Below are 24693 nucleotides of genomic sequence, written 5' to 3'. Positions count from 1 at the left end.
AATCGGGGTCGCCCTGGGTTCAGGGCTGAGTGCCCGCCAGCCAGCGTTCTGGCGCCTCGGGCGTGTCCAGCAGGGTGCGTGCCGCCATGTTGAGAAAGACGGGTTCGCCCTGGAGGCCGAACTCCGTTTCGATGCTTTCCAGGCGTTTTTCCAGTGCGAACAGGAAAATCATGAGCTGGTGGGCGGCGTGCGCCTGGTCGCCCTGATAGCCGAGATGTTTCTCGCAGAACTCTCCCTGCCGGCATGAGTCGAAATTCAGGCTGTAATAGCCTCGGCACACCATGGGGCGGGCGGCATAGATCGAGCAGCTTCCATCGAAGAGGAACGGACAGAAAGCTGGAGGCGAGGCCAGCCGTTCCTTCAGGACCTGGAGGCGCTCCGGCGGGAATGTGTGCCATGCCTCGTGAACGGCGAGGATCGCGAACAGCGGATTGACCTGCACAAGGCTGTGGCAGCACGTATCGCAGCCCTTCGTGCAGGCCAGCGGCGCGGTGGGGCTCATGCGTTTCAACGTCTCCGCGACCTCATCGCAGAGCTGGAGGATGCGCCGGGCCAGAAGGACGAGATCGGCCTCGCCGGTGGCGGCTTGCAGATCGCGCCTGAACGCTGAATCGGCCTGGTCCATCTTCTGGCGCATATAGGCAAGGGGCGAGGCATCGTAGGGCGCTGGCCCGTCACTGTTCATAAGGCGGATGGATCCGATTGATGGGCCGAACCGGCTGGTGGCGGCTTGCCGGGCTTATGTTCCGGCCTGATCGAAAGAGGAATTTTCTTGTGTTGTCATGAATGATTTGGATGGTCAAAGGGAAATATGTAGCGACTGACGCCGCCGAAGCCCGATGCGGGAGGCTGGCCGGATGAACGTGCGATCTAGCTGAGGGTGTGCCGGGGTGCTGATGTTGTTTTTCCCGGCCGGGCGTGGACGAGGCGCGTACAGAGCAGGCTGCCCACGCCCGACAGCGCGATGACCCAGCCCATCGGCCAGGGGGTGCCGTCGGCGAAAGCGCCGACCAGGCCTGAGCCGAGAATGCCGCTGCCATACTGCATGGCGCCTACCAGCGCCGAGACGGCGCCTGCCCGTTCGGGAAAGCCGTTGAGCGCGCCCGCAATGGAATTCGCGACGATGAAGCCTGTCGTGGAGGCGAAGAGGAAGAGAGGGACCACGAGCCCCCAGAGCCCTCCCTGGCCGGTCCATGCCGCTCCGGCAACAAGCAGCCCCGACAGTGCGGCCTGGATTGCCCCCAGGACGAGCAGGCGATCGCCGCCGACCCGTGCGGCCAGGCGGGAATTGACGGTATTCGTCGCCATGATGCCGACGATGCCCAGCGCGAAGAGCAGCCCGTAGAGCCGGGCGGGCACATGGTGGTACGTGATGTAGGCGAAGGGCGTGCCGGCCACGTAGGCGAACATGCCGCCATAGAAGAAGCCGCCGGCGCCCGCATAGCCCAGAAGGCGCGGCTGCTTCAGGAGTTCGCCGTAGCGCAGGAGTGCCCGTGTCAGGGGCTCATGGTTGCGATACGCGGGCGCGAGCGTTTCCGGCAGGCTCGGCACGGCGGCCAGCGTCAGCATGCCGACCCCGACCAGGGTCCAGAAAATCGCGCGCCATCCGCCAAGGAGCAGGATCTGGCCACCCACGATCGGCCCCAGCAGCGGGGCGATGGCCATGACCGTGATCAGGGTCGAGAGCATCTGCACGGCGCGGTGCCCTGCATAGAGGTCGCGCACCATGGCCCTGGAGAGGACGACGCCGGCCGATGCGCCGGCGGCCTGCAGGATCCGCCAGCCGATCAGGGTGGCGCCGCTGCCGGCGACCGCGCAGCCTGCCGAACCGAGGATGAACAGCACGAGGCCGAGCGCGACGGGGAGGCGGCGGCCGTGGCGGTCGCTGACCGGCCCCCAGAAGAGTTGCCCGAAGCTGAAGCCGATCAGGTAGCCCGAGACGGTCCATTCGACCAGGCCGGGACTGGCACCGAGGGCCTGGCCCATGGCAGGCATGGCCGGAAGGTAGAGATCGGTCGAAATCGACGCGAATCCCATCAGCAGGCTGAGGATGCCCAGTACCCACCAGCGATGATCGATCGCCTCCTGCCTGGCAGCCTGTATCGTGCCGGCGGTCTCGACGTCCTCCGGCCGTTCCGCGACCTGCCCGGGGGCCGCGTGTGTCATGCCGTTCAGAATTCCTGCGCTGTGGGGCGGAACAGGATCTCGTTGATGTCCATGTCGTCCGGCTGGCTGATGGCGAAGGCGACGGCGCGGGCGAAGCTGTCCGCCGGGATGGCGTAGCTCTTGTAGAACGCCGCGATGTTGCGCGCGGCGTCGGGGTCCGTGACGCTCCGCGGCAATTCGGACTGGACGGCCCCGGGCGAGATGACTGTCGTGCGGATGTTGTGGGGCTTGGCTTCCTGCCGCAGGCCCTCCGACAGCATCAGCACGGCGGCCTTGGTTGCGGCATAGACGGCGCTGCCCGGGCGGACCTTGTGGCCGGCCACCGAGGAGACGTTGATGATATGGCCGCTCTTCTGCCGCGTCATATGGGGCAGGGCGGCTGCGATGCCGTAGAGCGTGCCCTTCAGGTTGACGTCGATCATCCGGTTCCAATCGTCGATCCGGCCATGTTCGAGCAGGGATTGCGGCATGAGGCCGGCATTGTTGATGATGACGTCGATCCGCCCATGGGCTGCGACGGCTGCATCGACCAGGTGCTTCACCTGTGCGCTGTCGGTGACATCGGTCTCGATCGCGGCCGATGCGGGCTGTCCGATGTCCTTTGCCAGAGCGTGGAGCCGGTCGAGGCGGCGCGCGCCGAGAACCAGCTTCGCCCCGTTGGCCGCCAGATGGCGCGCGGCGGCCTCGCCGAGGCCGCTGCTGGCGCCGGTGATGACGATGATCCTGTTTTCGATGCGGTTGCTCATGGCGATCTTTTCCTTCTTCAGGCCTGGAGGCTGGTTGAAAAGCCGGTCCGCCGAGCGAGAGTGCCGCCCGCCGGCAGGGGGACTTTGCAGACAGTTCCTTAGTCGGGGATCGTACGGTTGTAGAATGCATCGGGAAGATGATCGGGGTCGGGGCCGCCGCGCCGGCCGCGATCCAGGGTCTCGATCGCGGCGATGTCGTCGGCTGTGAGCGTGAAGTCGAACACCGCGAAATTTTCCCGGATGCGATCGGGATGCGTCGATTTGGGGATTGCGGAATTGCCGATATCCAGTTGCCAGCGCAGGATGACCTGCGCCGGGGTCCTGTCGTATTTTCGTCCGATTGCCATGATGGTGGGGTGCGTCAGCGGATTGTCTTCCGGCGGCCTGTCATCACCCCAGTAACGCATGACGCCCCCGATGGGCGACCAGGCCTGGGTCACGATGCCCGACGTCCGGTCGTATGCGCGAAGGGCCGACTGGGTGAAGAACGGGTGAAGTTCCACCTGGTTCAGGGCCGGGGGGATATCGGTTGCCGCCACCAGCCTGCGCAGATGGTCGGGGCTGAAATTGCAGACGCCGATGCTTCCGACTTCGCCGTTCCAGAGCATTTTCTCCAGTTCCCGCCATGCGGCGATCATCGGTGTGAAATCGCGCGTGGCGGGCTGGTGCAGCAGATAGACATCGATCCGGTCGAGACCGAGTTTGCGGCGGCTGCGGTCATAGGCATGGCGGATTTCGCGCGTGCCGTAATCGGTGATCCATGCCTTGGTCTGGACGATGATCTCGTTGCGCGGGAGGCCGCTTTCGCGGATGGCCTGGCCCACTTCCGCCTCGTTGAAATAGGCGGCGGCCGTGTCGACCATGCGATAGCCGGCGGTGAGGGCCGTCCGCACCGCGCCGACGGTTTCCTCGGGGGCGGCGCGGTAGACGCCAAAGCCCAGCGCGGGCAGGTCCAGACCGGAGTTCAGTCTGATTGTCGGGCTGTATCGAACCATCAGTTCGGTGTTCCCTCGGAATGGGATGTCGGTGTGTGCCGGTATTGCGCTTCGCTGACATGCTCCAGCCAGTCGGAGGCTTTACCGTCCTTTGATTCCGTAATGGCGACATGGCTCATCGCGCAGGTGGGCGAGGCGCCGTGCCAGTGTTTTTCGTCCGGTTCGAACCAGACGATATCGCCGGGTCGTACTTCCTCGATCGGCGCGCCGGCACGCTGGACCCAGCCCAGGCCGGCGGTGATCAGCACTGTCTGTCCCAGAGGGTGGGTATGCCATGCCGTGCGTGCGCCGGGCTCGAACGTTACCGTTGCGCAGGACAGGGCGCCGCTTCCGTGGAAAGGGGCATCGATCCGCACGGTGCCGGTGAACCATTCCGACGGACCGGTGATGGACGGCGCGAAGCCGGGACGTTCGATTTTCATGCGGTTTTTCCAGTCATGTGTCCGCAGCGGGAATTCTCTTGTTCATGGTGGCGCATTCTATTGATGTGGATTAGATGCTATCGTTCGCTTGATGCTATATCGGAAATTCATGAATGAGACGCGAGGAACTGGTCGATCTCAATGCGTTCCTGGTCGTCGCGGAAGAGCAGAGCTTCACGCGGGCGGCCGCCCGGCTCGGGACCTCGCAATCCACCCTGAGCCATACGATCCGGCGGCTGGAGGCGAGACTGGACGTGCGCCTGCTGACGCGTACGACCCGGCGGGTGGCGCCCACCGAAGCGGGCGAACGGCTGCTGAAGACGCTGGTCCCCGCGTTGGACAGTATCGCCGAGGAAATCGCATCGTTGAGCGAATTGTCCCGCAAGCCGTCGGGCACGGTGCGCATCACGGCATCCGAGCATGCCGCCCGGACGCTGCTGTGGCCGGCGCTGGCCAGGCTGCTGCCGGATTATCCGGACCTGCATGTCGAGCTGTCCGTCGATCCCGGCCTGACCGATATCGTGGCAGAGCGGTTCGATGCGGGGGTCAGGCTGGAGGAGACCATCGCCAGGGACATGATTGCCGTTCCGATCGGTCCACCGCTACGCATGGCCGTTATCGGCGCGCCGTCCTATTTCGAAAAGCGTCCGATCCCGAGAAAGCCCCAGGATCTGGCCCGGCATAGCTGCATCAATCTGCGTCTCTCGACGTCGGGCGGGGTGTATGCATGGGAGCTTGAGAAAGGAAAACGCTCCCTTCATGTCCGGGTGGGGGGACAACTGACGTTCAACACCGTGCCCATGATCATGTCGGCGGTGCTGTCGGGCTTTGGCCTGGCCTGCGTCGTGGAAGATCACGTCGCGGATGATGTGAAGGCGGGGCGCCTGGTGCGGGTGCTGGAGGATTGGTGTCCGCCATTTCCCGGCTACCATCTTTATTATCCCAGCCGGCGGCAGTCTTCCGCGGCCTTCCGGCTGGTGGTGGAGGCCTTGCGATACAGGGGGTGACGGCTCTCCCGGTTCGGTTGCGGGCGCTCGGGGATGCGGGGTGAGGAGAGATCACTGCATCTGCCTCACCCCGCCACGCGAGCAGAATTCATGCGGCTTGCCAGCCAGGCGTGGGCGGGATGCCGCTCTCGCTCAGCATGACCAGGGGCCGGCTTGTCCGATTGCATGAATATGGTAGCCGGGATGGTCTCTCGTGTCTGTTACTGAGGTTGGGGTATAAAGACACAATATTCGATATTTTCACGTTTTTTTACCGACTTTAGATCTGGGCAAAAACGAAAAACTCTTCTTACGAACAGCAAAATTTTTTTTGGCGGATAGCGAAACCTTTCTCTTCCGAATACTTTAATCTTTTGTCACGAAGCTGACAGGCCGCCCGGATTGCGTGGTTTTTCAGCTCTTCGTGAATTGTGGGAGGTGCCGGCATTGATCGGCAGTTTCATGAAAGTTTGTCGATACAATAATAATGCGCCGATATTTCGGCAGGTCGCGGATTGAGAACCTTAGCCGCTGGTGAGGAACAGGTTGCGATGCGAATACTGATTACCGGAAATATGGGCTATGTTGGATCTACGGTATGCAAATATCTGCGGCGCGCTCGGCCCGATGCGGTACTGCATGGTTTCGACAATGCCTATTTCGCCCATTGCCTGACCGGTGCCACGCGCCTGCCGGAACAGAATCTCGATGCGCAGTTCTATGGCGACGTGCGGTCCATCACGCCCGAGCGGCTTGCCGGATATGATGCGGTCGTTCAGCTCGCCGCCATATCGAACGATCCGATGGGGCACAAATTCGAGAAGATCACCTACGACATCAACCAGGATACCACGATTGCGCTGGCTCGGGCCGCGGCATCCGCAGGCGTAAAAAATTTCGTTTTTGCGTCTAGCTGCAGTATCTACGGCATTGCCGAGGGCGGCCCGCGCAAGGAGACCGATCCGGTCAATCCGGTGACGGCCTATGCCCGATCCAAGATCGGTGCGGAAAAGGCGCTGGAGCAGATCGACACCGACATGGTGATCACCAGCCTCCGCTTCGCCACCGCCTGCGGCATGTCCGACCGGCTGAGGCTTGATCTGGTGCTGAATGATTTCGTCGCATCCGCCATGGTGACCGGCAAGCTCAGCGTGCTTTCGGATGGAACCCCGTGGCGGCCGATGATCGATACCGCCGACATGGCGCGCGCGATCGACTGGGCGGTGGACCGTTCGGCGGAGGCGGGTGGGCGTTACCTGGCGGTGAATGTCGGCAGCGACGACCGCAACTATCAGGTGCGCGAGATCGCTGATGCAGTGGCCGAGGCGCTGCCGGGGACCGAGGTCAGCGTCAACACCGACGCGCCGGTGGACAGCCGGTCCTACCGGGTCGATTTCGGGCTCTACAAATCACTCGCGCCTGATCACCAGCCGCAGGTGACGCTGCGCGATTCCATCGAAGAGCTGAAGGCGGGGCTGGAGCGCATGCATTTCGGCAATGCGGATTTCCGCAATTCGCCCCTGATCCGCCTCAAGGTTCTGGAAGCGCATATGGAAGCGGGGCGCCTCGATTCATCGCTGGTCTGGCAGGCATCCGCGCGCCCCTGAGAGGCGCGCGCTGCGTATTCCGCCTGGCGCCGTCTCCCGTCATGGGCGGGAGACGGGCCAATAACATGAAAATGGGAGGGGTGGGGACATGAAGGTCGCGATACTAGCCGGCGGTTTTGGAACGAGGCTCAGCGAAGAGACGATGATCCGCCCCAAACCCATGGCCGAGATCGGCGGGCGGCCGATATTATGGCATATCATGAAGATATACGCCCATTACGGATTCTCGGACTTTGTCGTCCTTGGCGGGTATCGCGTCGATTTCATCCGCGATTATTTCATGCGCTATCGGGCGTCGCTCAGCGATTTCACCATCGACCTCGGCACCGGGGAAGTGGACTGGCTGCAGGCGCAGGCCGAGAACTGGCGCATCACGGTGCTGGACACCGGCAAGGAGTCCCTTACGGGCGGACGCATCCGGCGGGCGCGCCGCTATCTGGAAGGCGGTACGTTCTGCCTGACCTATGGCGACGGCGTGAGCGATGTGAACATCAGCGATCTCGTGGCATTCCATAAATCCCGCGATACGTGGTGCACATTGACGGCGGTGGTCCAGCCCGGCCGGTACGGCGCGCTGAATCTCAGTGACAACGGCGCCGCCGTGCGCGGCTTCGGCGAGAAGCGGGCCGGGGATGGCGGGCTGATCAATGGCGGTTTCTTCGTGTGCGAGCCTGAGATCTTCGATCTGATCGACGACGATCTGACGACATGGGAAGCCGAGCCGATGGATCGGCTGATCGCGCGCGACAAGCTCTCGAGCTTCGTACACAGCGGCTATTGGCAGAGCATGGATACGCTGCGCGACAAGCAGGTCCTGGAAGCGGCGTGGGCAACCAAGGCAGCGCCCTGGAAAGTATGGTCCGACTGACAGGGGGCGGCTTCACGCACGCCGTGGTGGAGAGCGTGTCATCTCCCGGAAAGCATCCGGGGGAAGCATGCGCATCGCACGGCGGACGGAGCCGTGTGACGCGAGACCATCGGAAATGACACAACTGGCAGGAGCCGGAACATGATCATCGTCGATACGGCACTGAAAAAGCGCGAGGCGGAAGGGCGGCCTGTGACCGTCGCCATCGTCGGCGCGGGCACCCAGGCGCGGGCCATTGCCCGCACCATCGAGATTGCGACACCCGGCATGCGCGTCGTCGCCGTGGCCAACCGCACGCGCGCGAATGGCGAGGCGGTCTTTACCGAACTCGGGCTCGATCCGGTCTGGTGCCCGGACGGCGCGGCCCTTGATGCCGCCCTGGCATCGGGGGCGCGGGCGGTCACCGGCGATCCGCTGCTGCTGGCCGGGGCGACAGGCATCGACGCCGTGATCGAGGCGACCGGATCGATGGAATATGCCGCCCGTGCGGTGCTGGCCGCGATCGAGGGGGGCAAGCATCTGATTCAGGTGAATGCGGAACTCGATGGCACCATCGGCCCGATCCTGAAGGTGAAGGCGGACGCGGCCGGTGTCGTCTATACCGCAGGCGATGGCGACCAGCCGGGCGTGATGATGAATCTGGTGCGCTTCATGGAAGGGATCGGGGTGCGGCCGGTACTGTGCGGCAGCATCAAGGGACTGTATGATCCGTATCGTACGCCGGATACGCAGGTTTCCTTCGCGCAGAAATGGGGTCTGGACCCGGCCATGGCGGCGTCGTTCGCCGATGGTACGAAGATCTCGTTCGAGCAGACGGTGATTGCCAATGGCACCGGCATGAAGGTGGCGAGGCGCGGGATGATCGGGCCGGATTTCTCCGGCGGAGATCCTTATGCGCCGCTGGTGCCGCTCGAGGAAACGACCAGCGCCTTCGCCGCCTATCTCGACGCGCATCTCGCCGCCGGCGGCCCGGGCTTTGTCGATTACGTGATCGGTGCGCGGCCCGGTCCCGGCGTTTTCGTCATCGGGACGATGGAGGATGCGCGGCAACGGCATTTCCTGAATTATTACAAGATGGGGTCGGGGCCTTATTACTGTTTCTACACCCCCTTCCACCTGTGCCATTTCGAGGTTCCGGGCTCGGTCGCGCGGGCGGTGCTGTTCGGGGATGCGACGCTGACGCCGCTGGCGGGGCCGAGCGTCGGTGTCATCGCGCTGGCCAAGAAGGATCTCGCCCCGGGGGATGTCATCTCCGCGCTCGGCGGGTTCGAAGCCTATGGCATGATCGAGAATATCGAGACGATGCGGGCGGAAAACCTGATCCCGTTGGGACTTGCGATCGGCGGGCGGGTGAACAGGCCCATTCCGCGGGACCGGCCCATCACCTTCGACGATATCGATGTGCCCGAAGGGCGGACGATCGACCGGCTTTATGCGGAGCAGGAGGCAGTCTTCGTGCCCTCGGTCGTGGTCGAAGAGGTGGTTTATGATCTTTCATGAAACCACGCTGAAGGATGCAGTGCTGATCGAGCCGGAGCCGCGGGGGGACGACCGTGGTTTCTTCGCCCGGATGATGTGCAAGGAGGAGTTCACGGCACACGGGCTGATTTCCGATTTCGTGCAGCACAATATGTCCTTTTCGCGCTGCAAGGGCACTGTGCGGGGGTTGCATTTCCAGCGTGGTGCCTATGCCGAGGCCAAGCTGATGCGCTGCACGAGAGGGGAGATCGTCGACGTGATCGTGGATCTGCGTGGGACATCGCCGACCTATCTGAAGCATGAAGCCTTCCATCTGACCGCCGAAAATCACCGGCTGCTCTATGTGCCGCCCGGTTTTGCCCATGGTTTCCAGACGCTGACGGATGATGTCGAGGTTTTCTATCCCGTCAGTGCCGCCTATGCGCCCAGCATGGAGGGTGGCCTGCGTCATGATGATCCGCTGGTCGGGATTTCATGGCCTCTGGATGTGAGCGGTGTCTCGCCGAAGGATGCCTCCTGGCCGTTCCTGCAACGGGGGGCACCGCCGATTTTCTGAATATTCCGCAGCGGCACGGAATCGCGCTTCGACCGGGGAGGAACCATCGGCGTTGTTCCGACGTAGAGGAAGGGCCGGTCCAGTACAATCATCGCCGCGTGGGTCATGCGTATTTTTCGTCACGGACCGCATGCCCGCCTCCGGCAGTTCGCATGAGATCGTCAGCTTCCAGTCCATGGAGGATTTGTGATGAAACCGGAACAGAAGATTCAATCTGAAAACAGGCGCTTTCTCGTCCTTGGTCGCGTTGGTGACAAGTCGCTGCATCATAGCTGGATTGCGGACAAGACGGTCACGCGGAACTGGGACCTGCAACTGAATTCGTATGCCAAGGATGTTTCACTCTGCCAGGATGGCGATCTGCCACCGGTATTCGATTACGGCACCAAGTGGGACAGTATCGCACGCCATTTCAGAGCCAATCCGGAGCTGCTGGATCGTTATGAGTATATCATGCTCCCCGATGACGACCTGTTGATGGAAGCGGCGGATATCAATCGGCTGTTCGAGATCGCGGTGGAATATGATCTGACGATGGCGCAGCCGGCCATGACGATCGAAAGCTACCTTTCGCATGCCGTCGTCCTGCGCATGCCGGGTTTTCGGCTTCGGTACAGTACTTTTCTTGAATCGATGGCGTGCTGCATCAAATCGTCCTATCTGCGCACGCTTCTGCCGATGTTCGAGCGGCATTTCACGGGCTGGGGCACGGATCTGATCTGGGCGATGCTGATGAGGGCGCCCGCCTACCGTGCGGCGATCGTGGACGAGGTGCCGATGACCCATACAAGGCCGCTCTATAGCGGCCCGATCTACGATACGTTCGCTGAGGACAAGGTCGATCCGAGGGAGGAAGTGCGCGGGCTGATGGCCTGTTTCGAGAACCATCCTCTGGGAATGCATGTCTATGGCGGCTATCTGAACGATGGCAGGCGGGTTGGCGACTTCGAGGCACGCATACGCAATGCGATCGGATTGTTCAGCGTCGCGGGACGTTCGAAGCTGCCCTGGAACACCTTCCGCATGGGGTGCGCGATGCTGCTCCGGGCATTCACCAAAATGGGCTATAAGCCCGAGCAGCTTCGTGCCGTCGCAGGGAAGGAAATGGCCGCACTGGGGATTGGGGCGCCGCCGCGCTTTTCGGGCGCGGGCATGCAGGCAGCGGGCATTCCGGTTTCGATTTCCGCTGTGGCCAATAAGCATGTGACCGGCGGCATGAGCGTGTGAGTTCTGCTGTCCATCGGGAGGACAGGTGCGACAGGGCCGGGTTTTTACGGGGGGCTGAGGGGTAGGGCCCTCGGCCCCTCGCGGGTTTGGGCGGAGCCCCGACCCTTCCGCGTGATCCGTGAGACCAGCCCCGCTTTCACGGGGCTGCGAAGCGGCGGACATGGGCGGGGGACAGTTCGCCGATCGTGTTCACGCCAAGCATCGCCATGTCGCGTGCGATTTCCGACCGCATCAGATGCAGTGCGTGACGCACGCCGGCCGTGCCCGCCGCGACCGAGGCATAAAGAAACGGCCGGCCGATGAAGACGAAATCCGCGCCCAGCGCCAGGGCCTTGAGCACGTCGGTGCCGCGCCGGATGCCGCCGTCGATCAGCACAGCCATCTCGCCCGCCTCGCGCGCGGCCTCTTGCAGCATGAGCAGGGGGGCGATGGCCGAGTCCAGCTGGCGTCCGCCATGATTGGACAGCCAGACGCCGTCGAGACCTGCCGCGCGGGCGAGCGCGACATCTTCGGGCGAAAGGATTCCCTTGATGACGAGCCGGCCTTTCCAGTTGTCGCGCATGAAGGCGACATGCTCCCAGCACAGCCCGTCGCGGGTGCCGATATTGCGTTCGGCGGAGCGCGAGAGGATCGCCGGCCCGCGAAACGCATCCATGTTCTCGAAATGCGGCATGCCGCGCGCGAGGGTGCGGAGGAACGTCCCGAGCGACCATCGCGGATGACGCGCTCCGTCCCAGAAAAGACGCGGGGTGGGCCGCAGGGGCATGGAGAAGCCGGTGCGGGCATTGTTCTCGCGATTGGCGGGAACCTGCACATCGGCGGTGAGGACGATCGTCTCGAACCCCGCCCCATCGACCCGGCGAAGCATCGCCCCGATGCGCTCCCTGTCGCCGGGAAGATAGGCCTGGAACCAGCGTGTTCCGCCCTCGATGGCCATCGTTTCCAGCGGGGTGAGCGAGGTGGCGCTGGCCACCATCAGCGCGTCTTCGGCGGCGGCGGCCTGGGCCAGGACGATGTCGCCCCGGAACGATGACAGGGCGGACAGGCCCATGGGTGCGATGCCAACCGGCAGGCTGAAGGATTTCCGGAAGAGAGACGTCACCGTCGAGCGCGCGCGCGTATCGACGAGCACGCGCGGCAGGAGGGCGAGCGCGGCATAGCTCTCGCGATTGGCGCGCAGGGAGCGGTTGGTTTCCGCAGCCCCCGAGTAATAGCCATAGATCTGCCGCGGCAGGCGCCGTCGGGCGACGGTCTCGAAATCATCGAGACACAGGAAGCGGTCGAGGCGGCGGGGCGTGGCCGGGGTGGATGGCGGCTTTACCTGGACGGGGGAGTAAGCGGTCATGGCACTCCTTGCGGCGAGATCAGGCGTGAAACCGGGCCGGAAAATCGGCATGAGGGGGGATTGGCGCCGGACGACGTAAAGTGGCCGGACGGCGTTAGCCCCGGCAGGGTGAACGCCGGGCGGCCGATGGGGTTCGGATATCGTCTTATCGCCCTGTGCATGAAGGGCGCGCCGGATTTCTGCCCGTTCGGGGGTGGTCCGCACGGGGACGCGGGACAAGGGTGCGGTCTGGGCGTTTTCGTTGTGAGCGGGCGCCGTCTTCGCCATGAAGCGGGCGCCCGGTCGGGGGCGCTTCAGGTGACGGGGATGCGCTTGCTCAATTCGTCGATCAGCACGCGGATATTGTCGGCATAATCGATCGGGATGGCGATGATCTGCACGCCGCCCTCGGCGAAGGCGCGTTCGAGAGTTGCTTCGAAATCCTCGATCTTTTCGACGAAATGGCCCTTGGCGCCGTAGGATTCGGCATATTTGACGAAATCGGGGTTGCCGAATGTCATGCCGTAATCGGGGAAATGATCGACCGCCTGTTTCCAGCGGATCATGCCGAAGGCGCCGTCATCGATGATCAGGGAGACGAGATTGAGCTTGAGGCGGACGGCGGTTTCGATTTCCTGGCTGTTCATCATGAACCCGCCATCGCCCGAGACGGCCAGCACGCGCCGGTCGGGGTAGAGGATGGCAGCCGCGATGGCCGATGGCAGGCCGGCACCCATGGTGGCCAGGGCATTGTCCAGCAGGAGCGTGTTGGCGACGCTGGTGCGGTAGTTCCGCGCGAACCAGATCTTGTACATGCCGTTATCCAGCGCCACGATACCGTCCTGCGGCATCACCTTGCGGATATCGGCGACGACGCGCTGCGGTGTCCAGCGATTGTCGGTGGAGCCTTCCAGGATATGGTCGAGGATGCCGTCGCGCAGGCCCAGGAGGGCGTCGGCATTGGCAAGGCGGCCTTCGACCTGGTCGGCCAGGCGGGACAGGGAGGCGCCGATATCGCCGATGATTTCGGTCTGCGGGAAATAGACCTGCTCGACATGGGCGGGCTCGTAGCCGAAATGCACGACGTCCGGCCCGTTGGTGCCCATGATGAAGGGAGGCTTTTCGGCGGTGTCGTGGCCGATCGTCAGGATCAGGTCCGCGCGTTCGATGGCCTCGTGGACGTAATCGCGCTCGCTGAGGGCGGCCGTGCCCATATAGAGATCGCTGCATCCGCCCACCGCGCCCTTGCCCATCTGCGTCGTGAAATAGGGCAGGCGCGTGCGCGAGAAGAATTCATGCAGCTTGCCGGCCAGGCGCGGGCGGGATGCCGCCGCACCCAGCATGACCAGGGGGCGCCGGGCGGAGCGCAGCAGGTCGGCCGCGATGCGGATCGCCGCGTCACTGGCGACGGGTGCGTCGATCGCGTGCGGGCGGATCAGCGCCGGGTTGCCGCATTCCTCGCGCGCGATGTCTTCGGGCAGTTCGAGATGGACCGGGCCGGGGCGTTCTTCGGCCGCCACGCGGAAGGCGTCGCGGATCAGGGTGGGGATCATGTGGGCGGAGACGATCTGCCGGGCCATCTTGGTCAGCGGGCGCATCGTCGCCACGACATCGACGATCTGGAAGCGGGCCTGGCGTTCGGAGAGGATTGCCTTCTGCCCGGTCAGCATCACCATCGGCATTGCGCCCAGATGGGCGTAGGCGGCGCCGGTCGCGAGATTGAGCGCGCCGGGGCCGAGCGTTGCGAGGCACACGCCCGGCCGGCCCGTGAGGCGGCCATGGGTCGCGGCCATGAAGGCGGCGGCCTGTTCGTGGCGGGTGATCGTCAGCTTGATCGAGGAGGTGCGGAGGGATTCGACGATATCGAGATTCTCTTCGCCGGGAATGCCGAAAATCCGATCGACGCCCTCATTTTCAAGGGCTGCGACGAGGAGGTCGGATGCCTTTGTCATATGATCATCTCCGGACAGGGCTGAACCTGTCATGCATCGTTGTCCGGAAAGAACAGGGGAGGAAAGGCCTGAGACTATTCAAATCATGATCAGGTCCGTCACGATGTGAGGACATTCCCCGCAGCGAAATCCGTCCGGATGGGGCATCCGAACAGATTCGCGGCGCAGGCTCAATCCGCAATTCCTGCCGTCAGATCTCCGGAATGCGCATGTGCACGCCCCGTAATTGCAGAGCGTGACCGGAAATGTGGGCTGGTGAGCGAGAGTGCCGCGCAGCGGCACGGCCGTCGTGTGTTTCCGAGCACCGAAGCGGAGCGGCCTATATGGCCGTGAGCATCGGAGCGCAGGAAACGCGCGTCGGATCGCCACCAGCGCGCATTTCCGGTCATGCTCGCCGGAAGCGGATGAGGCTGCGGGAGGGACCGCGATCGGCCCAGTTGGGCATTTCGCGCCAGGGCGTGATGACGGTGGCATGGGCGCCGTCCACGGTGACGGTCCGCCGTTGTTCCGTGCCCACCCATTCGGGGGCCCAGGCCGTCTCGACGCGCGTGATCCATTGATCGTGCTCGATCCGGTAGCGGCCGATATAGGCGACGAGGGTTTTCATGAGCTGCGCGCGGTCCCAGTCCGTCACGGCGGGCTGGCGGCTGCTGCCTTCCAGGTTGAAGGCGACCCAGCCATCCGCGGTAAAAATGACCCGTCCGCGCGGGCAATCGCCCATGGCCTCGATCATTTCGCCGCTTTTCTTGTCCTCGACCTGGTAGGAAACAAGCTCCCATGTGCCAATAAGCTGCTGTGCCAGATCGCTGGAATTTTCGCCGTGTACCCGCGTCATTTTCCGAATGGTTCCTCTTGAAGCAAGAATCAAGTAAGGGGAGCCGTGTGGCGTCTGTAAATATTTTACTTGTTCTTTTGTTGATTGTTTACATGGTCGTTTTGTGGATAAATATTCATGGGGATGTGGGAAGTCTATGCCGTTTCCGTGATTTTTTCTATCAAAAACGGGACAAAAGATTTATGCTGAATCGACAAAAATCGGAGCCGTCGAAAAAATGATCTACGATGAGGTCGGCGATCTGAGGTTTTTCGTGATGCTGGCCGAGGCGCAGAGCATGACGAAGGCCGCGCGCGGCATGGGGACCTCTCCGGCCGTGATATCGCGCCGGCTGGCCAGGCTGGAGGGCCGGCTGGGCAGTTGCCTGGTGAACAGGAGCACGCGGCGGTTCAAGCTGAGCGAGACGGGGCAGATCCTGTACGAACGCGCGCTGCGGATCGTCACCGACATCACCGATCTGGAAGCCGAGATCGCGTCGGCCGAGCGGATGCCGCAAGGCAGCCTGAATATCGGCGCGCCCCTGGAATTGGGGCGCCGCCTGATCGCGCCCTTCGTCGAAGCCTTCAACGAACGCTATCCGGAGCTGAAGATCGGGCTGGCGCTGGTCAGCGAGGGGCGGCACGAATTCGGCGACTGCCTCGACCTGATCGTACGGCTGGGCATGCCCGACATGCCGACCGCCATCGTGACGCATCTGGCCTCGACGACGCGCATTCTCTGCGCCTCGCCGGCCTATCTGGCGCACCATCCGGCCCCCGCGACGCTGCAGGACCTCGCGGCGCATGATTGCTTGTGCCTGCGGCGCAGCAAGTCGATGACCCTCGTCAATCGCTGGGCGTTCGGCGACGAGGAGAACCGGGAGGTGGTCACGGTGCAGCCGCGCCTGTCCTCGACGAGTTGCGAGGTCATCCATGACTGGGCGTTGTCGGGGCAGGGGATTGCCTACAAGCTGATGTGCGATGTCCATGACGATCTGAAATCCGGCAAGCTGGTGCATATCCTGCCGGAGCTTTCGGGGGAGGGGATCGATTTCTATGCGCTGCGGCCTCATCGCCAGGGGGCGCGGGCGAATGTGGATGTGTTCCTGCGCGAATTGCGCGCATATCTGAGGCGCTGCGGCGGGTTTTCCTACCGGGCCGCGTAAGGCGAGACACGGCCGAAACACGCCGAAATATCGAAGGAGGGCATCCATGCCGCAATCGAGGCTGTTCCAACCGATCGGGATTGGCGGGCTGACGCTGGCCAACCGCATCGTCATCGCCCCGATGTGCCAGTATTCGGCGGTCGAGGGCCGGATGACGGACTGGCATCTGATCCATCTGGGCAATCTGGCGCTGTCGGGTGCCGGCCTGCTGACAATCGAGGCCACGTCGGTCCTGCCTGAAGGGCGCATCACCTATAGCGATGTCGGGCTGTGGGATGACGGCACGGAAGAGGCGCTGCGCCGCGTGCTGGACAGTGTCCGGGCGTGGTCGGACATGCCGGTCGGCATCCAGCTTTCCCATGCCGGGCGCAAGGCATCGTGCGAGGTGCCGTGGAAGGGCGGGCGGCAGATCGCGCCCGATGCCGCGAACGGATGGCAGACGGTGGCGCCGTCCGCGCTGGCATTTACGCCGGATACGCATGCGCCGGCCGCCCTGGATCGCGAGGGGTTGCGGCGGGTGCGCGAGGCCTTTGCGGCATCGGCGAAGCGGGCGGCACGGCTGGGGCTGGATCTGGTGCAGTTGCATGCCGCGCATGGCTATCTGCTGCATCAGTTTCTCTCGCCGCTGTCCAACCAGCGGGACGACGAATATGGCGGCACGCTGGAAAACCGGATGCGCTTTCCGCTGGAAGTGTTCGATGCCGTGCGCCAGGCCTTTCCCGACAAGCCCGTCTCGGTCCGTGTTTCGGGCACCGACTGGGTCGAGGGGGGCTGGACGATCGACCAGACCGTGGCCTTCGCGCAGCGCCTGAAGGAGCGCGGGTGCGATGCCGTGCATGTTTCCAGCGCGGGGTTGAGCCCGTTGCAGGATATTCCGGTGGCGCCCAGCTATCAGGTTCCGCTGGCCCGCGCGGTGCGGCAGCAGGTGGATGTGCCGGTGGTGGCGGTGGGGCTGATCACCGATTTCGACCAGGCCGAGGCGATTGTCGCCACTGGGGATGCCGACATGGTCGGGCTGGCGCGGACGATCCTGTATGACCCGCGCTGGCCATGGCATGCGGCGGCGCATCTGGGGGCGCGGGTGAAGGCGCCGGACCAGTATCTGCGCTGCCAGCCCCCGCGCTACCGGGATCTGTTCTCGGTGTGACGACAGGTTGTACGGCGGATAAAAAACGGCACCGCCATCGGGGGATGGCGATGCCGCGGGAGGTTTCACGGCGCGAGGGTTGGGAAATCGACGGTTGGGAAACTGTCGTGACGCCGTGAGTTCCTGATCAGTAATAAGAATGAATATCAATTGCAACATAAAAGGGGTGGCACGGCCGGTATGGGGCATGCGGCGGTGGAGAAAGGCAGGCCGTCAGGAGATGGACCTGTCGGGGGGCGGAAATCCGCAGGATTCCGGAGCCGGGATGCCTGCGCATGCCGGATATGATTGTTGCGTGACGGCCGGGGATCGGGGTTGCCGACATCGCGGCCGATGCCCACATGGCCTGTCGAACGTCATGTTCATGGAGAAGACAATGTCGAACAAGACCAAGGCCCTGGCTGCCGGCGAGGCCCATGTTCACACCTATCTCGGGACACCGACCGACCTGAAGAAAGATGCGGTCGAAACCATTTCCGCCGGTTTGCGGACGGTTCTGGCCGATGTCTTCGCGCTCTATATCAAGACCAAGAATTTCCACTGGCATATGAGCGGCCGCCATTTCCGCGACTTCCATGTGCTGCTGGACGAGCAGAGCGACCAGATCTTCGCCATGACCGATCCGTTGGCCGAGCGCGCGCGCAAGCTGGGGGGCACCACCCTGCATTCGATCGGCGAGATCAGCCGCCTGACCAAGGTGGCGGACAATGATGCGCTTTATGTCACCCCGGAAGACATGCTGGCCGAACTGCGCGAGGATAATCTGGCGCTGACCGGCCGCCTGCGCGCGGTGCATGCGATCTGCGACGATGGCGGCGACGTGGCGACGGCGAGCCTGCTGGAAGTCTGGATCGACGAAACCGAGCGCCGGACATGGTTCCTGTTCGAATCCACGCGCCCGGCCTTTGGCGGCAATGACTGACGGCGCGACGCGCGCGTCCCTGTAGGGACGGCCAACGGTCCGCGACGGTGCCCCTGTGCGGCACCGTTGTGGGGCGGGCGTGATGTTTCCGGTGGCCGCCGTCCGGCCATCGCAATCCTGCTCCTGATGTTCTCTCCACCAGCCACTGTGTCGCAGGTCCGCGACAGGTGGTGCGCGGGCCTGTCACGAGGGCGCGAGAGGGTGGGTGCGGCCTCTTTCGCGCCGCATGGGCCTGTGGCGATCTCATGCCCGGTAGCCGGCGGTTCGCATGGCTGAACGGGAGATGATTGCATGGCAATCGCAGGAAAGGTCGCGCTGGTCACGGGCGGGGCCCAGGGAATTGGCCGGGGCATTGCCCTGCGCCTGGCACGGGATGGCGCCGATGTGGCGCTGGTCGATCTCAAGGCCGAGGCGCTGGCCTCGGTGGCCGCCGAGATCGAGGCGATCGGGCGCAAGGCCACGATCTTTGTCGCCGATGTGGGCGACCGCGAGCAGGTGCGGGCGGCGGTCGACCACGCTGCGCAGGCGCTGGGCGGTTTTGACATCATGGTCAACAATGCCGGCATCGCGCAGGTCAAGGCGCTGGCGTCGGTGACGCCGGAGGATGTGGAGCGGATCTTCCGCATCAATGTCCAGGGCGTGCTGTGGGGCATCCAGGCGGCGGCCGACCGGTTCATCGCGACGAGCCGGAAAGGCAAGATCATCAATGCATGCTCGATCGCGGGGCATGACGGGTTTGCGCTGCTGGGCGTCTATTCGGCGACGAAATTCGCCGTGCGCGGGCTGACCCAGGCGGCGGCGAAGGAATATGCCAGCAAGGGCATTACGGTGAACGCCTACTGCCCCGGTGTGGTGGGGACGGATATGTGGGTGGAGATCGACCGGCTGTTCTCCGAGATCACGGGGGCGGAGAAAGGCGCGACGTTCCGCAAATATGTCGACGGCATTGCCCTGGGCCGGGCGGAGACGCCGGACGATGTGGCGGGGCTGGTATCGTACCTTTCGGGCCCCGATTCCGATTACATGACCGGGCAGTCGGTCCTGATCGATGGCGGGATGGTGTATCGCTGACTGCCGGCCGCGCGGATGGGCGTGCTGTCAGCGGCGGCGTAGCCGGAAGGCCGGGGCGTGGTCCGGCCGCGTCGACAGCACCCCCACCGGCAGCACCGGCCGATGGTCGGCGAGGGTGAGCGCGAAATCCTGGAGCAGCCGGGCCAGCACCAGCACGGCCTCGGTCATGGCCAGTTGCGCGCCGATACAGACATGCGGGCCGGCGCCGAACGGCAGGAAGGTGAAGCGTGGCGGATCGGGGCGGTCCAGGAAGCGCTGGGGATCGAATTGCGCGGGGGCGTGCCACAAGGCGGGATTGCGGTGCAGCATCCAGAACGGCAGCAGCACCATCGCGTTGCCGGGCAGGGTGTGGCCGCAAAGTTCGGTCTCGCCCACCGTTTCCCGGCCGCTCATGAAGGCGGGGGGATAGAGGCGCAGCGTTTCGCGCACCACGGCGGTGGTGGCGTGCAGGGCGGGCAGGGAGGTGGCGGCGCCATCCGGCGTCAGGTCCTTGTCGCGCGCTTCCCGCGCCACTTCGTCCTGCCAGCGGGGGGACTGGGCCAGCAGCAGGCAGGCCCAGAACAGGACCGACGCCGTCGTTTCGTGCCCGGCAACGATCATGGTGGCGACTTCGTCGATCAGTTCGGAGGTGGTGCCGCCGTCCTGGTCGCCGAATGCCGACTGCATCAGGTCGAACAGGTCGCGGGGGGCCTCTGCCGGACCTGGCGTGCGGCGGGCGGCGATGATCTGGCCGATCAGTGCCACCCATTGGCGGCGGAAGCGCGCGCGCCGCCAGCCCAGCAGGGTGGGCGTGCCGGGCGGGAGCAGGAAGTCGGACGGGCGCGGGGTGCCGATGCCGGTCATGAAACGGGTGACGGAATCGCGCAGGGGCTGGTCGAACGTCCCGATGTCCAGCGAGAACATGGACACCGCGGCGACATCCAGCGCCAGGCGCCGCATGGCGGAAAACAGATCGACCGGCCGGTCGGTGTCCAGACCGCGGCAGCCCCGTTCGGCGCAGGCGGCGATATGCCCGGCCAGCACCGGCACCGTGCGCGGCGTGAAGGCCGGGGCCATGGCACGGCGCTGCCGCCGCCACGTATCGCCCTCGCTGACCAGCAGGCCACGCCCGACGATGGGGCTGAGAACGCGCTGGCCGACGCGCATGCGGCGATAATGCCCGGCATCCGACGCCAGGATGGCCTGCATGGACTCGGGGCCGGCGGCCAGCACCAGCGGACGGCCGAGCGCGCGCAGGCTGACGACCGGTTCCGTCAGGCAACGGGGCGGAAAGGCCGAATAGCCGTTGCGGCGCAGCGCCGCCAGAACGCGGAGGCCCCCGGCGCCTTCCGACAGGAGAGGCGGCATCGGTGGAACGAGGGGGGAGGAGTCGAGCACGCGCGGACCTTTGCTGGACGGGTGGCCAGATTATCCAAACCGGTGGGGGCGGGAAAGCATGGACGGTGCGCGGGAGGGGTGTGATCGCTCCCTCGGTCCCGGGGGCGCATCATTGTTATCAATATTGTTGTTAATTATAATCATTAATTCGGAATCGAAACAAACTCCTGTCGTGCGCGCGCGATTGTGATAGGGATTATAAGGCGTTCGGCAATTTCGGCCTGCCGCATGCGCTGCCTCTTCTGGAGAGTTGATTGCGAGAGCGAAATGCGTAATAGCACGTCCGCAATGCTTGGCGACGGCTGGACGCGATTGCGATTGCTTATCTTTCTCCGTTGCGACCACCGATATGGGCATGCGGATACAACACTGCCTGACAAGGCGATTTTTTGACGGATTGGGATGGGGTGCGAGCCTGTCGGGGAGGCTGTTTGAAAGGGCGATCTGTCGGGCGGGTGTGCTGCCGGGGACGGAGTGCGGCGTGGGGTACCGTGCGCGGAAAGCGTGCGGCGTTGGTGGCTGGTCGCGTCGGGGCATCGACGGGCCGGTGTCCCCGTTGGGCTGTCCTGGTGGGGATGGGCGTTTTCATGCTGGCCCTGTCGGTCCTGCAGCCTTTCGCCGCGCATGCGAATGCCTTGAACCTGCTTGTCTGGAAATGGGGAATCAGTCCCGACGTGGTACGAGCGTGGACAGCCATGACCGGCGTCGAGATCAACCAGATCGTCTTTGATAATGGAGATCGGCGGGACCTGCTGATCGCCAACGTCAATGCGCCGATCGATCTGGCCGTGATCGACAGTGCGCACGTTGAGGCATTTGGCGAGCGGGGGCTGCTGCTGGACCAGTCCGGCCTGCCACTGCCCGAGACGGCGCGGAGCGAGGAGCGGTGGCGCGGCATGTGCGGGCGTTACGGCGTGCCCTATAGCTGGGGGAATACCGGGATTGTCTATCGCGCCGATCGTCTGAAGGAGGCCCCGGAATCCTGGGCGGATCTGCTGAAGCCGGGGCCCGCCCTGGCGGGGCATATCGCCATGACCGACGACGAGGAGGAATTGCTGGCTGCCGCCCTGAATTTCATGGGACGCCCGATGAACAGTGGCGATCCGGGGGATCTGCGGCGGGCCTTCGAACTGCTGCGCGCGCAGGCGCCCGCCGTGCTGACCTACGGGCTGCCATCGACCGCGCAGCAGCGTCGGGATGTCAGGGGCCAGATCTTTATCGGCCTGGGCGGAACGGGAGACCAGAAGACATTGAACATGGCCGGCGGGGGAAAGGAGGTCTGGCGTTTCGTGACGCCGCGCGAGGGGGCGATGGTGTGGACCGACTGCCTGGTCGTGCTGAAGCGTGCGCATAATCCGGGCCTGGCGGAACGGTTCGTCGCGTTTCTGGCGCAGCCGGACAATGGGGCGGCGAATGCCATCTTCCTGCGCCAGCCGCCGACCAACCCGCATGCGGCCGCATTGCTGCCGGGCAGGATGCGCGACGACCCGCAGATTTATCCGCCGCCGGGCTATCCCATCATCTATCGCGGGCCCTTTCCGACCGACAGCCTGCCGCTGCGGCGCCGTATCCTCAGTGCCCTGCTGACGATCCATGACACTCAATAGACGCGCCTTCGCGGTCCTGTTCCCCATTGTCCTGCTGGGTCATATCCTGGCGGGCGGGGCGGCGTACCTGGGGTACCGTCATGCCCTGATCACGCAGAACATGGCCAGGCTTCAGCAGAATCTGTCGCAACTCCAGAGCGCCTATGCCGAATATGCGTCGCTGGATTCGCAATTGCTGTATGTCGTGCGCAACAGCTCCGCCTTCCTGACCTTTATCGATGAAAGCGACGCCGAATACCGGACGAGGGTTCTGGCGATCGGTGTCCAGGACAGTCTGCAATCGCTGGTTCCCAATGACGGGACGAGCGTGTCGTGCAGCGTCTTTCAGTCGGATGGCAGGCAGATCTTCTATTTCGACAACGGGTCCGACCCGTTCCAGACACTGGGGACGGGCCAGTCGGCATTCGCGCATGCGGTGCTGAATGACGAGGTGGCCTCGCGTTCGGGACTGGTGACCGAAGGGGATGACACGACCTATCTGGTGATGGCGGCGAAAGTGCAGGCGCGTAGCGGGGGCGTGGGGCTGGTGGGGCCACAGCCGGATCAGTCGCTCGTCATGCAGGTTGCGGTGCGCCCCCGCCGTTTCGAGACGATCCGGCGCACCATGGCCCACGAATATGGCGCGCCGGTCGAACTGAGCGGCACGCCGCAGAGATCGTATCGGGAATTATCCGCCGGTATCGAGCTGGCTCCGGGCCTCTATGCGCATGAAACCCCCTCCGTCGCCTATCTGCGCGGCCCGCTGACGCGCTTTGCCGCCGTGACCGGCCTGTTTGTCATCGGCCTCAGTGTGATCTCGGTGTGGGTGCTGATGATGCTGGTGCGCCGCTATATCATCGCGCCGGTCGAGGAACTGGACCGCCAGGTGACGGCGATCACGGAAAATCGCCGGAACGATATCGACGTGCCCGATCTGGGGGAAGTCGGCCGGCTGGCGGCGAACGTGCGGATGCTGCATGGCCAGTTGACGCGATCGCTGCGCCAGATCCGGCAGTTGTACGAGACGGATTCGGTGACCGGGATCGGCAACCGGATCTATTTCAACGACAAGCTGGACCAGTTCTTTCATATCAGCGTCACGACCGGCCGCCCGTTGACGATGCTGTTCATCGACCTGGACAATTTCAAGCAGGTCAATGACGTGCATGGTCACCGGACCGGAGATGCGCTGCTGGGCGCGGTGGCGAACGCCTTGACCGCCACGGTGCGCGACGCGACCGAGGGCGGTGCCGAGGCGATGGGGGTCGTGGCGCGGCTGTCGGGCGACGAATTCACCGCGTTGATCCTGGCCGATCCGCGTGGGGACGTGGTCAGGAGGCTGATCGACGCGTTTCTGCTGAGGTTTCGCGGGGGCTTCCGCGTCGATGCCGTCACCTATCCCGTGACCGCCAGCATCGGCGTGGCGGCGGTGCCGGGTGACGCCGATACACCGGCGCATCTGCTATTGTGCGCGGACCATGCGATGTATCATGCCAAGGCCGCGGGCCGGAATACGGTGGCCTTCCACGCCGACCTGCCCCCCGATGGCACCGCCGTGGTGGCCCTGGAGCGGAACGTCATGCCGGAAGAGCGCGGACGAGTAATGCGGCCACCTCTTCCACAAGCTTCCGGTCCTGCGGCGTAAAGCGGTCGCGGATCGGGCTGTCGATATCCAGCACCCCGATCAGCCGGTCGCCGGCGATGAGCGGAACCACGATTTCCGAGGCTGAGGCCGCATCGCAGGCGATATGGCCGGGAAAGGCGTGAACGTCCGCCACCACGATGGTCTCGCGCTGGCTGGCCGCGGCGCCGCAGACGCCCTTGCCAAGCGGGATGCGGGTGCAGGCGACCCGGCCCTGGAACGGCCCCAGGACCAGCTGGTCGTCGCGCAGGAAATAGAAGCCGGCCCAGTTGATGCGGGGCAGCGCCTCGAACAGCAGGGCGGCGACATTCGCCGCATTGGCGATGAGATCGGGCTCTCCGGCCAGGATCGCCTCGACATTGCCGAGCAGGTCGTCAGGGGTGACGCGTTGATCGGCAGGCTGGTGGGTCATGGACATGCTCCGGTCATCGAACGTCAGCCCGTCATACTGCGAAGCGCGATGAAGTGGAATGCGGAGCCATTATGGTGGATGGAAAGCCTGCCTGGAAATGTGGGCTGGTGAGCGAGAGCGGCCCGCAGGGCCGCGCCCGGCGTGTGTTTCCGAGCATCGGAGCGGAGCGGCCTTACGGGCCGTGAGCACCGAAGCGCAGGAAACCGCCGTCAGGCCGCCGCCAGCGGGG

The 24693-nt window shown here is 64.4% G+C and carries 22 protein-coding genes; 12 read left to right on the top strand and 10 right to left on the bottom strand.

The annotated features are described in order from the left end of the window. Nucleotides 1-19 precede the first annotated feature (19 nt). The 5 genes from HLH35_RS00320 to HLH35_RS00300 all read right to left on the bottom strand — a co-directional run bounded on the left by HLH35_RS00320 (nucleotide 20) and on the right by HLH35_RS00300 (nucleotide 4329). Nucleotides 20-685 carry a YkgJ family cysteine cluster protein gene (locus tag HLH35_RS00320; RefSeq protein ID WP_182977266.1) on the bottom strand — a complete coding sequence of 222 codons (666 nt, stop codon included), beginning with the start codon at nucleotides 683-685 and terminating at the stop codon, nucleotides 20-22. Nucleotides 686-870: 185 nt separating this feature from the next. Continuing rightward, nucleotides 871-2166 carry a multidrug effflux MFS transporter gene (locus tag HLH35_RS00315; protein WP_182977265.1) on the bottom strand — a complete coding sequence of 432 codons (1296 nt, stop codon included), beginning with the start codon at nucleotides 2164-2166 and terminating at the stop codon, nucleotides 871-873. 5 nt (nucleotides 2167-2171) lie between these two features. Further along, nucleotides 2172-2912 carry an SDR family oxidoreductase gene (locus HLH35_RS00310; RefSeq protein WP_182977264.1) on the bottom strand — a complete coding sequence of 247 codons (741 nt, stop codon included), beginning with the start codon at nucleotides 2910-2912 and terminating at the stop codon, nucleotides 2172-2174. Nucleotides 2913-3010: 98 nt separating this feature from the next. Next, nucleotides 3011-3907: an aldo/keto reductase gene (locus HLH35_RS00305; RefSeq protein ID WP_182977263.1), complete on the bottom strand. Its 897-nt coding sequence runs from the start codon at nucleotides 3905-3907 to the stop codon at nucleotides 3011-3013. Then, nucleotides 3907-4329 carry a (R)-mandelonitrile lyase gene (locus tag HLH35_RS00300; protein WP_182977262.1) on the bottom strand — a complete coding sequence of 141 codons (423 nt, stop codon included), beginning with the start codon at nucleotides 4327-4329 and terminating at the stop codon, nucleotides 3907-3909. Before HLH35_RS00300 ends, HLH35_RS00305 begins: the two co-directional genes overlap by 1 nt. 113 nt (nucleotides 4330-4442) lie before the next feature. On the opposite strand from HLH35_RS00300, the gene HLH35_RS00295 reads away from it, so the two are divergent. From HLH35_RS00295 to HLH35_RS00270, 6 genes are all read left to right on the top strand, one after another. Continuing rightward, nucleotides 4443-5336, top strand: coding sequence for a LysR family transcriptional regulator (locus HLH35_RS00295; protein ID WP_182977261.1), 894 nt, complete (start codon nucleotides 4443-4445; stop codon nucleotides 5334-5336). A gap of 530 nt (nucleotides 5337-5866) precedes the next feature. Further along, the gene (locus HLH35_RS00290; protein ID WP_182977260.1) at nucleotides 5867-6922 is read left to right on the top strand and encodes an NAD-dependent epimerase/dehydratase family protein; all 1056 of its coding nucleotides are present in this window, start codon (nucleotides 5867-5869) and stop codon (nucleotides 6920-6922) included. 88 nt (nucleotides 6923-7010) lie between these two features. Next, a complete protein-coding gene (gene rfbF, locus HLH35_RS00285; RefSeq protein WP_182967044.1) occupies nucleotides 7011-7790 on the top strand; it encodes a glucose-1-phosphate cytidylyltransferase in 780 nt (259 codons plus the stop codon). A gap of 141 nt (nucleotides 7791-7931) precedes the next feature. After that, nucleotides 7932-9290 (top strand): NAD(P)H-dependent oxidoreductase, encoded by a 1359-nt coding sequence (locus tag HLH35_RS00280; protein WP_182977259.1) that lies wholly within the window; start codon nucleotides 7932-7934, stop codon nucleotides 9288-9290. Next, nucleotides 9277-9825, top strand: a complete 549-nt coding sequence (rfbC, locus tag HLH35_RS00275) for a dTDP-4-dehydrorhamnose 3,5-epimerase (RefSeq protein ID WP_182977258.1) — start codon at nucleotides 9277-9279, stop codon at nucleotides 9823-9825. The genes HLH35_RS00280 and rfbC overlap by 14 nt, the downstream gene beginning before the upstream one ends. Before the next feature lie 189 nt (nucleotides 9826-10014). Continuing rightward, nucleotides 10015-11052 carry a DUF707 domain-containing protein gene (locus HLH35_RS00270; protein WP_182977257.1) on the top strand — a complete coding sequence of 346 codons (1038 nt, stop codon included), beginning with the start codon at nucleotides 10015-10017 and terminating at the stop codon, nucleotides 11050-11052. A 136-nt stretch (nucleotides 11053-11188) separates the two neighbouring features. Here the strand turns inward: HLH35_RS00270 and HLH35_RS00265 are convergent, their stop codons facing one another. From HLH35_RS00265 to HLH35_RS00255, 3 genes are all read right to left on the bottom strand, one after another. After that, nucleotides 11189-12397, bottom strand: a complete 1209-nt coding sequence (locus HLH35_RS00265; RefSeq protein ID WP_182977256.1) for an alpha-hydroxy acid oxidase — start codon at nucleotides 12395-12397, stop codon at nucleotides 11189-11191. Between the two features lie 293 nt (nucleotides 12398-12690). After that, nucleotides 12691-14328 (bottom strand): acetolactate synthase large subunit, encoded by a 1638-nt coding sequence (locus HLH35_RS00260; protein ID WP_182977255.1) that lies wholly within the window; start codon nucleotides 14326-14328, stop codon nucleotides 12691-12693. A 385-nt stretch (nucleotides 14329-14713) separates the two neighbouring features. After that, nucleotides 14714-15163 (bottom strand): lipocalin-like domain-containing protein, encoded by a 450-nt coding sequence (locus HLH35_RS00255; RefSeq protein ID WP_182977254.1) that lies wholly within the window; start codon nucleotides 15161-15163, stop codon nucleotides 14714-14716. 217 nt (nucleotides 15164-15380) lie between these two features. Here HLH35_RS00255 and HLH35_RS00250 point away from each other — a divergent pair, with 217 nt between their 5' ends. From HLH35_RS00250 to HLH35_RS00235, 4 genes are all read left to right on the top strand, one after another. Beyond that, the gene (locus tag HLH35_RS00250; protein WP_182977253.1) at nucleotides 15381-16307 is read left to right on the top strand and encodes a LysR substrate-binding domain-containing protein; all 927 of its coding nucleotides are present in this window, start codon (nucleotides 15381-15383) and stop codon (nucleotides 16305-16307) included. 46 nt (nucleotides 16308-16353) lie between these two features. Next, nucleotides 16354-17454, top strand: a complete 1101-nt coding sequence (locus HLH35_RS00245; RefSeq protein WP_182977252.1) for an NADH:flavin oxidoreductase/NADH oxidase — start codon at nucleotides 16354-16356, stop codon at nucleotides 17452-17454. Between the two features lie 376 nt (nucleotides 17455-17830). After that, a complete protein-coding gene (locus tag HLH35_RS00240) occupies nucleotides 17831-18376 on the top strand; it encodes a Dps family protein (protein WP_182977251.1) in 546 nt (181 codons plus the stop codon). Nucleotides 18377-18667: 291 nt separating this feature from the next. Beyond that, nucleotides 18668-19447 (top strand): acetoin reductase, encoded by a 780-nt coding sequence (locus tag HLH35_RS00235; RefSeq protein WP_182977250.1) that lies wholly within the window; start codon nucleotides 18668-18670, stop codon nucleotides 19445-19447. A 27-nt stretch (nucleotides 19448-19474) separates the two neighbouring features. On the opposite strand, the gene HLH35_RS00230 is transcribed toward HLH35_RS00235, so the two are convergent. Beyond that, nucleotides 19475-20824, bottom strand: coding sequence for a cytochrome P450 (locus tag HLH35_RS00230; protein WP_182977249.1), 1350 nt, complete (start codon nucleotides 20822-20824; stop codon nucleotides 19475-19477). Nucleotides 20825-21411: 587 nt separating this feature from the next. On the opposite strand from HLH35_RS00230, the gene HLH35_RS00225 reads away from it, so the two are divergent. Together HLH35_RS00225 and HLH35_RS00220 are read left to right on the top strand one after the other, a co-directional pair. Then, nucleotides 21412-22431, top strand: a complete 1020-nt coding sequence (locus tag HLH35_RS00225; protein ID WP_246384742.1) for a polyamine ABC transporter substrate-binding protein — start codon at nucleotides 21412-21414, stop codon at nucleotides 22429-22431. Next, nucleotides 22418-24055, top strand: coding sequence for a GGDEF domain-containing protein (locus tag HLH35_RS00220; protein WP_182977248.1), 1638 nt, complete (start codon nucleotides 22418-22420; stop codon nucleotides 24053-24055). The genes HLH35_RS00225 and HLH35_RS00220 overlap by 14 nt, the downstream gene beginning before the upstream one ends. Here the strand turns inward: HLH35_RS00220 and HLH35_RS00215 are convergent. Beyond that, complete coding sequence (locus tag HLH35_RS00215) at nucleotides 23988-24464, bottom strand: GAF domain-containing protein (protein ID WP_182977247.1); 477 nt, start codon at nucleotides 24462-24464, stop codon at nucleotides 23988-23990. The genes HLH35_RS00220 and HLH35_RS00215 overlap by 68 nt on opposite strands. Between the last annotated feature and the right edge of the window lie 229 nt (nucleotides 24465-24693).

The sequence above is a fragment of the Gluconacetobacter asukensis genome (assembly GCF_014174375.1).
Lineage (GTDB): Bacteria > Pseudomonadota > Alphaproteobacteria > Acetobacterales > Acetobacteraceae > Gluconacetobacter > Gluconacetobacter asukensis.
Note: the sequence above shows the minus strand (reverse complement) of the source record. Positions and strands in the feature narration are given on the sequence as shown.